This window comes from Ruegeria sp. YTSA105, assembly GCF_059610225.1.
In genome coordinates, this window is the sequence record NZ_JBXWNE010000027.1 from 1 (window position 1) to 9,118 (window position 9,118).

Genomic DNA, 9,118 nt, shown 5'->3' on the forward strand with positions numbered 1-9,118 from the left:
AAACCATCATCTCAATGGATCACAGGCCAATGATGCACTAACAATCAAATTGAACCAGTCAGATGAGGCTGCTCAACAAACAATCATTCATAAGGGAGTAGCAGTTGTTTTAGCCCTCGAAAAGTTTGATGTTAGGTTTGAAACTCTATCGCTTTGGGCTCACACTGGACGTCGAATGCGATGCAGCATCCGGTGATATGCTGCACCGGTCAACGTCGGGTTGTCGAAGTGGGAGGGAATGGCGGTTCGGAGGATCAGTCATGGAAACACCAAACTTACCCGCCATTCGCGCGCTTCGCCCGGCCTGAAACAAGGGCCGGATCGTAGGACAAAAGCGCCCTCTGAAACCAAAACACATCTGGGCGATCAGGGTTGGACTTGAGCTAGCCAAAATCCACCGGGACTTTGTCGTCTTCAATATGGCAATAGACAACAAGCTCCGAGGCTGCGATCTGGTCCGAATGCAGGTGGTCGATGTAATGGCCTCCGGACAGGTCAAGGAACGAGCCTCCGTTCTGCAGAGTAAGACGCAGAAGCCGGTGCGTTTCGAGATCTTCGAAGGCAGACGTTTGTCAGTCGCGAAGTGGATGGAAAACCCGCTGATGGTTGGTTCGGAATACCTTTGGCCTGGCCGGTTTCATGAACGACTTCATATATCAACGCGCTAATATACGCGGATCGTACGGGATTGGGTCACTTTGAAAGTGCCTTATTACGGGGCTTATAGTTTCCACGCTTCTTTGGTGCGGGTTCGTTGGCATCAACGATAGCAACCAGTTCAGCTATATTCCAGAGGCGATCAGTCAAACCCGCTTCCATTGGAGGTGTCACCTTTAACGTCTGATGCACCTTCACAGAGTTGTAGTACATGAAACGCAGCGCAACGGAGTGCATGCGGTTTTCAACCTTCTTGCTGAAACCACTTGTCAGGCGGGTAAAAGGGCGCATGGGCATACGCATGGTCAGGTTTTGACACTCAACATTCGACGTGCTGATCAGAGATTTGTCGGTGCGACCTGACCTAGCTCGCCAAGGTGACTTTGCAGAGCGTTGATCAATTGCGTGCGTTGCCGAGCCAACAATTCCCGGGACCGAAGAACCATCGCTGACGCCTAGGTCTCTTCACACTTCACAGCAACAATGCGCATCGTTGGTCGACTTGCAGCTTCACAGTTCTGCTTCTGCATCGTCCATATCGTTCTTCTGACGTTAGACGAATGGCTTCACGTGGCCGGATTGATCAGCCTGACTTTGTGACCCAAACGACCGATCTCGCGCGCCCAATAATGCGCACTGGTGCAGGCCTCCATTGCAAACACGCTACGCGGGAATTTGGCAAAGTACTCGAGGACCTGGCCCCTGCGCAGTTTCTTCTGAAGAACCGGGTGACCTGTTCTAGCCGCTCCGTGCACCTGGAACACATTCTTCGCCAAATCCAGGCCAATCATGCCAATCTCTTCCAGTGACGCCTCCATTCAGTTTGTTTGCAAACCCACAATGGCACACCGAGGCCAGCGGGGGCGTCTACACCTTCAGAACCGTTCAAGGGTCGTGTTGTGGCCAAGTCGTCGGTCCTGGGTGTGAGGTCAATGAATTTGCGCGACGACATGATCTACGGCCCAATCACCTGTCGACGTGGCAACGGTTGGCAATGGACGGCTATACGTCATCAGATGTATTGAGACAGATGGCGGTTTGGCTTTGTTGTGTCATCGCTCATCTGGTTTCAAGCAGCACGGATGGTGGCATTCCAGACGTCAAATAGCTCAAATCGTTTAAGAACGATGCGCTCAAACTATGATCTGGATCAAAATGTACCAGCCTCAGAACGATTATGCAGTAAACTCAGAAAAGGAATCAGAGATAGCCAGGTCAAAGCGATATGAGTCAACTGACCAGCCGACGCGTGTTTTTGGGCGTCACCGCATTCCGGGAGGACAGTAATCTTGTTCGACCTCCGGGTTCGGTTGTGCTTGGTTTTGCAGATCAATGCAGTAAATGTGGCGACTGTGTCGAGGCTTGCCCCGAAAGTGTGATTACCATTGGTCAGGATGGGTATCCGGTGTTTCAACCCACCGAGGGTCCCTGCACTTTTTGTGGGAGTTGCGCTCAATCCTGTCCCACGGATGCCCTGGACATAGAACGCCTGCAAGATTGGCCGTGGCGTGCGTCGGTCGAAGCTGCGTCCTGCCTGTCTGTCAATGGGGTCAGCTGTCGGGTGTGTCAGGACACTTGCGAACAAAACGCCATCAGCTTCAGGCTGCAACTGGGTGGCCGCGCGGATCCATCTTTAGACCTCGACGCCTGCACTGGTTGTGGGTCGTGTACGGTGTCCTGCCCGGTCAATGCCGTCACATTGAAACGCCAAACCATATCTCAAACGGAAGTCAGCCAATGAATATCTGCGGATGCCTTTTACATATCGCGCAAGCGCACACACTGGCGGCGTCCGAGGCAATGAAAGACACCGCCGGTGTCGAAATTCACGCCGAGGCCGAAGACGGCCGTTTCGTAATTGTTGTCGAAGACACGCCGACACGCCTTGCGTCCGAGATCATCATGGACCTGCACCAGATCCCCGGGGTGATTTCTCTGACGCTGACGTACCACCATTTCGAGGACATTGCGGACGGCCATCCGCATCCCGATGCCCCAAGCCAAACCACCAGCCGGAGGCCCACGCTATGACCATATCAGAAACTCGTCGGACATTCCTCAAGGCCTCAGCGGCCGCAGCTACGGCCTCTGCCGCAGGTATTCCTCTAGCCACTGGTCAGGCTGCCGCGCAGGTGGGCACCCCTGACATTCGCTGGGACAAGGCCGCCTGCCGGTTCTGTGGCACCGGCTGTTCTGTGCTGGTCGGCACCAAGGACGGGCGTGTTGTCGCCACTCAGGGTGACCCAGACGCGCCGGTCAATCGCGGGCTGAACTGCATCAAGGGCTATTTCCTGTCCAAGATCATGTATGGCAAGGATCGCCTGACCACCCCATTACTGCGCAAGACCAACGGCGAATATGACAAGAACGGTGAGTTTGAGCCGGTCAGTTGGGACGAAGCCTTTGACGTCATGGCTGCCAAATGGAAAGAGGCGCTGGCCAAGAAGGGCCCGACCAGTGTCGGCATGTTCGGGTCAGGCCAGTGGACGGTTTGGGAAGGCTATGCTGCTTCGAAATTGATGAAAGCCGGGTTCCGGTCCAACAATATCGACCCCAACGCGCGGCACTGTATGGCGTCCGCGGTCGTGGGCTTTATGCGTACCTTCGGAATTGACGAGCCGATGGGTTGCTATGACGACCTGGAACACGCGGATACTTTCGTGCTGTGGGGATCGAACATGGCCGAAATGCACCCGATCCTGTGGTCGCGCCTGACCGACACGCGCCTGACCAAGCCGGGATGCGAAGTGCATGTTCTATCGACATTCGAACATCGCTCGTTCGAGCTTGCCGATAATGGCCTAGTGTTTAACCCGCAGACCGATCTGGCGATCCTGAATTACATCGCCAATTACATCATTCAGAACGGCGCGGTGAACGAAGAGTTTGTCAACAAGCACGTCAACATCACCAAAACCGCCACCGATATCGGTTATGGTCTGCGCGATACAAACGCGCTGCAGCAAGAGGCAGAGAACCCAAACTCGGGCAAGCTCGAGACGATCAGCTTTGAAGAATACGCCGAGGCGGTCGCACCTTATACGCTGGAATACACAGCCGAACTGTCTGGCGTGCCCGCCGATAAACTTGAGAAGCTGGCGCAACAATATGCAGACCCGAACCGCAAAGTGATGAGCTTGTGGACCATGGGTTTCAACCAGCACACCCGCGGATCGTGGGTGAATTCGCTGATGTATAATGTGCACCTTCTGGTTGGTAAGATCTCTGAACCCGGCAACTCGCCTTTCTCGCTGACCGGTCAGCCCTCGGCCTGTGGAACCGCGCGTGAGGTGGGCACGTTCGCCCACCGCCTGCCTGCAGACATGGTGGTGGCAAATGACGAACACCGTCAGATTTGCGAAACCGCCTGGAATATCCCGGCAGGTACTATTCCACCTAAGCCCGGGTTCCATGCGGTCTTGCAGCACCGGAAGCTGAAGGATGGTGAACTGAATGCCTATTGGGTGCAGTGCAACAACAACATGCAGGCGGCACCCAATATCAACGAGGAAGGTTACCCGGGTTATCGCAACCCGGAAAACTTCATCGCAGTTTCTGACCCTTATCCAACGGTCACGGCTGTCTCTGCCGATTTGATCCTGCCCACCGCCATGTGGGTCGAAAAAGAAGGCGCCTATGGCAACGCGGAACGCCGTACTCAGTTCTGGCGCCAGCAGGTGAAAGCGCCAGGAGAAGCAAAATCTGACCTGTGGCAGTTGATGGAGTTTTCGAAGCGCTTCACCGTTGAAGAGGTCTGGGATGAAGAACTGCTGGCCAAGATGCCCGAACACCGCGGCAAGACCATGTATGATGTGCTTTACGCCAACGGATCGGTGGACAAGTACCCCCTAGCCGAAACTGCGGAAGGCTTTGACAACGACGAATCCGAGCATTTCGGGTTCTACGTTCAGAAAGGCCTGTTTGAGGAATATGCCGAATTTGGCCGTGGCCACGCACATGACCTTGCGCCGTTCGAAACCTATCACCAGGCGCGCGGGTTGCGCTGGCCGGTCGTGGACGGGCAAGAAACCCTTTACCGCTTCCGCGAAGGGTACGATCCGTATGTGCCCGAAGGCGCGGATGTTAAATTCTACGGTCACAAGGACGGCAAGGCAAAAATCATCTTTGCCCCCTACGAACCCGCCGCAGAAGAGCCGGACGAAGAATATGATCTGTGGCTGTCGACCGGTCGCGTGCTGGAACATTGGCATTCAGGCTCGATGACACGCAGGGTGCCAGAACTGCACCGGGCCTTCCCGTCGGCAGTTGTCTATATGCATCCACAAGACGCCAAGGATCGCGGCCTGCGCCGCGGGCAGGAAATCGTGTTGTCGACCCGCCGTGGCGAGGTCACCAGTCGGGTTGAGACACGCGGGCGCAACAAGGTGCCGCGCGGCTTGGTCTTTATGCCGTGGTTTGATGAACACCAGTTGACCAACAAGCTGACGCTGGATGCAACCTGTCCGCTGTCGAAGGAAACCGACTACAAGAAATGCGCCTGTAAGGTCGAGCGCGCGTAATCGGCACGGATCGCAAAGGTAATCCCCATGCCCCTCGCCGAAACACCCCTTTCGCCGAAACGTCGCCGCTTCCTTCAGGATACGGCGCGTGCGGCAGGCGGCTGTATGGTCGCCGGATCACTGCTGGCCTGGCTGGCCCGCGACGCCCGTGCATTGTCGGCCGAAGCTTTGCGCCCCCCCGGCGCGCTGCCAGAGCGGGAGTTCTTGTCGGCCTGCATTCGCTGCGGGCTGTGTGTGCGAGACTGCCCCTATGATACCTTGAAACTGGCCGAGCTTGGGTCGGATGCCGGGGCGACGGGCACGCCATATTTTACTGCTCGGGATGTGCCTTGTGAAATGTGCGACGATATTCCTTGTGTTGCCGCTTGCCCGACCGGTGCGCTAGATCCCAAGTTGGATAACATTGACGATGCCAAAATGGGCGTCGCGGTTTTGGTCGATCAGGAAAACTGCCTGAACTTCCTGGGATTGCGGTGTGACGTTTGTTACCGTGTCTGCCCGGTGATTGACGAAGCGATCACTTTGGAAACGGCGCATAACGCCCGCTCGGGCCACCATGCAATGTTTATCCCAACCGTACATGCCGACCGCTGCACCGGCTGTGGCATGTGCGAAAAAAGCTGTGTTCTGCCAGAAGCCGCAATCAAGGTATTGCCGGCACGTCTTGCGCGGGGCAGCAGCGCGGATCATTACCGCAAAGGTTGGGAAGAAAAAGATGCCAAGGGCGCGCCGGTTGTTGAAGGCATAATCGACCTGCCCGACCGCCTGCCCGGCCCGGGGGTCGACAATCTGATCGCACCGGGTGGTTTTGAACCCGGCTATGATCTTCCAGGGGTGGGACAATGACCACCCGCACACATATGCCCATAGGCCAAGAAGCCGTGGCGGTCAAAGGCTGGGTCGGCGCGCATAAATACCTGATACTTCGCCGTATCAGTCAGCTGTTCTTTCTGGTCCTGTTCCTGTTGGGACCCTGGTTCGGCATCTGGGTCGTTACAGGTACCTTGGCAGGATCGCAGACCCTGGGTGTACTGCCGCTGACGGACCCATTCATCCTGTTGCAAAGCATCATCGCCGGGCATTGGCCGGCGATGACCGCTTTGATTGGCGGCTTGATCGTCATGGTGGCCTATGCGCTGGTCGGGGGCCGCGTCTATTGTTCGTGGGTCTGTCCGATCAACCCGGTGACCGACGCCGCCAACTGGTTGCACAGGCGGTTGGACTTGCCGAAAGGTTGGCAACCTAAACGGCGCACGCGGTTGTGGATATTGGCCACGGCGCTGATCGTCTCGGGCCTCACCGGCGTGATCGCATGGGAGATTATCAACCCAATCACCATGTTGCATCGCGGCCTTATCTTTGGGGCCGGATTTGTCTGGGTCATGGTCGTTGCGATCTTTGTCTTTGATGTGTTTGTCGCCCGTCACGGCTGGTGCGGCCACATATGCCCGGTCGGTGCGTTTTATGGCCTGATCGGCACCAAAAGCCTGTTGCGGGTCAGCGCGGTTAACCGCTCGGCCTGTGACGATTGCATGGATTGTTATGCCGTATGCCCCGAAAACCACATCATTTCGCCCGCGCTGAAGGGCAAGCCGGGTGCCACGCCGCTGATCCTGTCAACCGACTGCTCAAACTGCGGTCGCTGTATCGATGTCTGTGCAGTTGATGTCTTCAAATTTACTCACCGGTTCGACGACCAAGTCGCCGCACCTTCCGATCCAGTTCCCGCGCCTGAACCGCGCGTAGCCAGACCTATTTAAGGGAGTGCCGAGATGAACAAGCCAATCCTCACAGGTGTCGTCGCCCTGATCCCCGTTATATTCCTGAGCGGGTTCGTCCTTGCGCAATCTGCGACGGTGCAAACCCTGCGTGGCGCCGAGGTGGATGAACCCATTCCGTTGGACCGGATTCACAAGAACGTGGAAGGACGGATGCAGCGCAACTATCGCCAGCAACCACCGCTTGTCCCCCACTCGATCGAGCAATACCAGATTGACGTGCGCACCAATCAATGCCTGTCCTGCCATGACTGGACCAAAGCCGGGGAACGCAATGCGCCGACCCTGTCGATGACCCATTATCTGGATCGTGACGGCAATGAGTTGGATCACATCGCCGGGACCCGTTATTTCTGCAACCAGTGCCACGTGCCTCAGGCTGATGCGCCTGCGTTGGTCGACAACGTGTTTGAACCCTCGTCCGGCAACTAATCCAACGCATGTCTGAAAGGAGCACCAAGATGGCAGACTCCCCCGAAAACCGCGGTTGGATCCGCCGCCTCTGGAACGCGATCTGGACCCCGGCTGTTATGTTCAGCTCGGGCTTTCTGATCCTCGCCGGGTTTCTGGCCGGTATTCTGTTCTGGGGTGGGTTCCACTGGACATTGGAACTGACCAATACCGAGGAATTCTGTACCTCGTGCCACACGATGGAAACCAATCTGGGCGAATACCGCGAGACGATCCACTATAACAACCACTCCGGTGTCCGCGCGATCTGTTCTGACTGCCACGTGCCACATGAATGGAACCACAAGATCAAGGCCAAGATCATGGCTGTTAAAGATGTCTATCACGAGCTTGCCGGAACCATCAGCACGCCTGAGAAATACGAAGCGCATCGGCTAAGTATGGCTTCGGCGGTCTGGAAAAAGATGAAGGCCTCTGACAGCCGCGAGTGCCGCAACTGCCATAACTTTGACTATATGGATTTCACCATTCAAGAAGCACGCGCTGCATCGGAACATCAGCGGGCAATTGACAACAACATGACCTGCATCGACTGCCACCAAGGCATCGCACACAGCCTGCCGCAGGGTTATCAGGAAGAATACCAGAAAATCACCGATGCGCTGGCTAATAAATCCGCAGGTAACTTGCAACAACAGGTTGCAGACGGCAGCGCAGAAATCCGGTCATACCTGACCACACAGTCGGACTGAAAAGGGGTAAGTTATGCTGGAACTTCTGGGAACAATCGGCGGCAACATCATCGGCCTTCCAGGCATTCTGGGCGTTGCGCTTGGCATGATGACGCGCCGCCTCTGGCTGGGGGCCATGATGGGCGGTTTGATCGGCATTGTTGGGACGCTGCTGTTTGCCCATTGGGACTTTGCCAATGTTGCAACGACCGAACTTTTGATCGCCATTGTTGTGGGTCTGTGTGCCGGGACACTGGGTTCTGCGATCCGTATCAAAGGGGCAACGGTCTAACAGAAAGACCGAAGCGTGCTGGGCAATGGCGGCGTAGTGATTGGTCCTTTACCCGATGCTCTGGGGTAGATAGCGGCTAGGTGCAGAAGGGCTCTGATGGAATGGACATCCCCTGATTTCTCATCTGATAGGTTTTCGAGATGGAAGCCGTCAGAACTATCGAGCAATCCGTGCCGAGGGACCATTGCTCGCGTTGGTGTAGATTTTCAGCTGCAGCCCACGCGCCACTGGAGCATTCGACCACGCCTTGCAATGGACAGGTATTACGACATCTAGCTGCAATAAAATAGATATCATATCAAACCCTTAAAGATAGTGTTTCAGCCAAATTGATTCAGGAAAGTAGGCCTCAATGAGTCCACCACAGATTGATTCCATATCTTATTGTGCACAATGGCGCCCCTAAGCGCGTAATCCTAGGAACCATGATTGGCCTGGCAAGATCCGGGCTCTGCTTGTCCTACTCCCACCATTTTGTACTGCGCAAAAAAAACAACCTGTTCTGGCGCAAAAAGTAACAGCGCAGCCCGCACCGCCGCACTTGTTTTAGGGCCAGCAGGATTTGGACAAGCCAAACGCCTCTGGCCATCTGGGGTAAGACGCTGCCTTTCCCCTCGGGCAACCCTATTAGACAACACCGTGTCCTCGGCTGCGCCTATGGACCGCACAAGACGCTGTACAATCGATGGAAACGGTGGAGCGACAAGGGCATCTTCGCGCGAATGATGG

10 protein-coding genes and 2 pseudogenes are annotated in these 9,118 nt (G+C 55.9%); 10 read left to right on the forward strand and 2 right to left on the reverse strand.

The features are described 5' to 3' along the window. Positions 1-196: hypothetical protein (locus tag AC2FH2_RS19600; RefSeq protein ID WP_271952802.1), on the forward strand; the 196-nt coding region annotated here is incomplete at its 5' end. Between the two features lie 497 nt (positions 197-693). On the opposite strand, the pseudogene AC2FH2_RS19605 reads toward AC2FH2_RS19600, so the two are convergent. Continuing rightward, positions 694-1,029 (reverse strand): annotated as a pseudogene (locus tag AC2FH2_RS19605) (IS1 family transposase); the annotation flags it as partial. Further along, positions 1,011-1,475: pseudogene (locus AC2FH2_RS19610) on the reverse strand (IS110 family transposase); the annotation flags it as partial. The pseudogenes AC2FH2_RS19610 and AC2FH2_RS19605, both read right to left, overlap by 19 nt. Between AC2FH2_RS19610 and AC2FH2_RS19615 the strand changes: the two are divergent. The 9 genes from AC2FH2_RS19615 (at position 1,463) to AC2FH2_RS19655 (ending at position 8,389) form a co-directional block, all read left to right on the forward strand. Beyond that, the gene (locus tag AC2FH2_RS19615; RefSeq protein WP_496694684.1) at positions 1,463-1,765 is read left to right on the forward strand and encodes a transposase; all 303 of its coding nucleotides are present in this window, start codon (positions 1,463-1,465) and stop codon (positions 1,763-1,765) included. The pseudogene AC2FH2_RS19610 and the gene AC2FH2_RS19615 sit on opposite strands and share 13 nt — an antisense overlap. 117 nt (positions 1,766-1,882) lie before the next feature. After that, positions 1,883-2,398, forward strand: coding sequence for a ferredoxin-type protein NapF (gene napF / locus AC2FH2_RS19620; protein WP_496824975.1), 516 nt, complete (start codon positions 1,883-1,885; stop codon positions 2,396-2,398). Then, positions 2,395-2,688, forward strand: a complete 294-nt coding sequence (locus tag AC2FH2_RS19625) for a chaperone NapD (protein WP_496714476.1) — start codon at positions 2,395-2,397, stop codon at positions 2,686-2,688. The genes napF and AC2FH2_RS19625 overlap by 4 nt, the downstream gene beginning before the upstream one ends. Continuing rightward, positions 2,685-5,177, forward strand: coding sequence for a nitrate reductase catalytic subunit NapA (napA, locus tag AC2FH2_RS19630; RefSeq protein WP_496690623.1), 2,493 nt, complete (start codon positions 2,685-2,687; stop codon positions 5,175-5,177). The genes AC2FH2_RS19625 and napA overlap by 4 nt, the downstream gene beginning before the upstream one ends. Positions 5,178-5,204: 27 nt before the next feature. Further along, positions 5,205-6,023, forward strand: a complete 819-nt coding sequence (napG, locus tag AC2FH2_RS19635) for a ferredoxin-type protein NapG (protein WP_496709119.1) — start codon at positions 5,205-5,207, stop codon at positions 6,021-6,023. Continuing rightward, positions 6,020-6,937, forward strand: coding sequence for a quinol dehydrogenase ferredoxin subunit NapH (napH, locus tag AC2FH2_RS19640; protein ID WP_281996150.1), 918 nt, complete (start codon positions 6,020-6,022; stop codon positions 6,935-6,937). Before napG ends, napH begins: the two co-directional genes overlap by 4 nt. Before the next feature lie 12 nt (positions 6,938-6,949). Next, entirely contained in the window at positions 6,950-7,387 is a 438-nt protein-coding gene (locus tag AC2FH2_RS19645) for a nitrate reductase cytochrome c-type subunit (RefSeq protein WP_185956760.1), read from the forward strand. A 29-nt stretch (positions 7,388-7,416) separates the two neighbouring features. Continuing rightward, a complete protein-coding gene (locus tag AC2FH2_RS19650) occupies positions 7,417-8,118 on the forward strand; it encodes a NapC/NirT family cytochrome c (RefSeq protein WP_185956761.1) in 702 nt (233 codons plus the stop codon). Positions 8,119-8,131: 13 nt separating this feature from the next. After that, positions 8,132-8,389: a hypothetical protein gene (locus tag AC2FH2_RS19655; RefSeq protein WP_142640413.1), complete on the forward strand. Its 258-nt coding sequence runs from the start codon at positions 8,132-8,134 to the stop codon at positions 8,387-8,389. The last annotated feature ends 729 nt before the right edge of the window (positions 8,390-9,118 follow it).

Excerpts from the sequence above, each read along its gene's own strand:
- napF (WP_496824975.1), top strand. The coding sequence starts at position 1,883 with ATGAGTCAACTGACCAGCCGACGCGTGTTTTTGGGCGTCACCGCATTC.
- AC2FH2_RS19625 (WP_496714476.1), top strand. The coding sequence starts at position 2,395 with ATGAATATCTGCGGATGCCTTTTACATATCGCGCAAGCGCACACACTG.
- napA (WP_496690623.1), top strand. The coding sequence starts at position 2,685 with ATGACCATATCAGAAACTCGTCGGACATTCCTCAAGGCCTCAGCGGCC.
- napG (WP_496709119.1), top strand. The coding sequence starts at position 5,205 with ATGCCCCTCGCCGAAACACCCCTTTCGCCGAAACGTCGCCGCTTCCTT.
- napH (WP_281996150.1), top strand. The coding sequence starts at position 6,020 with ATGACCACCCGCACACATATGCCCATAGGCCAAGAAGCCGTGGCGGTC.
- AC2FH2_RS19645 (WP_185956760.1), top strand. The coding sequence starts at position 6,950 with ATGAACAAGCCAATCCTCACAGGTGTCGTCGCCCTGATCCCCGTTATA.
- AC2FH2_RS19650 (WP_185956761.1), top strand. The coding sequence starts at position 7,417 with ATGGCAGACTCCCCCGAAAACCGCGGTTGGATCCGCCGCCTCTGGAAC.
- AC2FH2_RS19655 (WP_142640413.1), top strand. The coding sequence starts at position 8,132 with ATGCTGGAACTTCTGGGAACAATCGGCGGCAACATCATCGGCCTTCCA.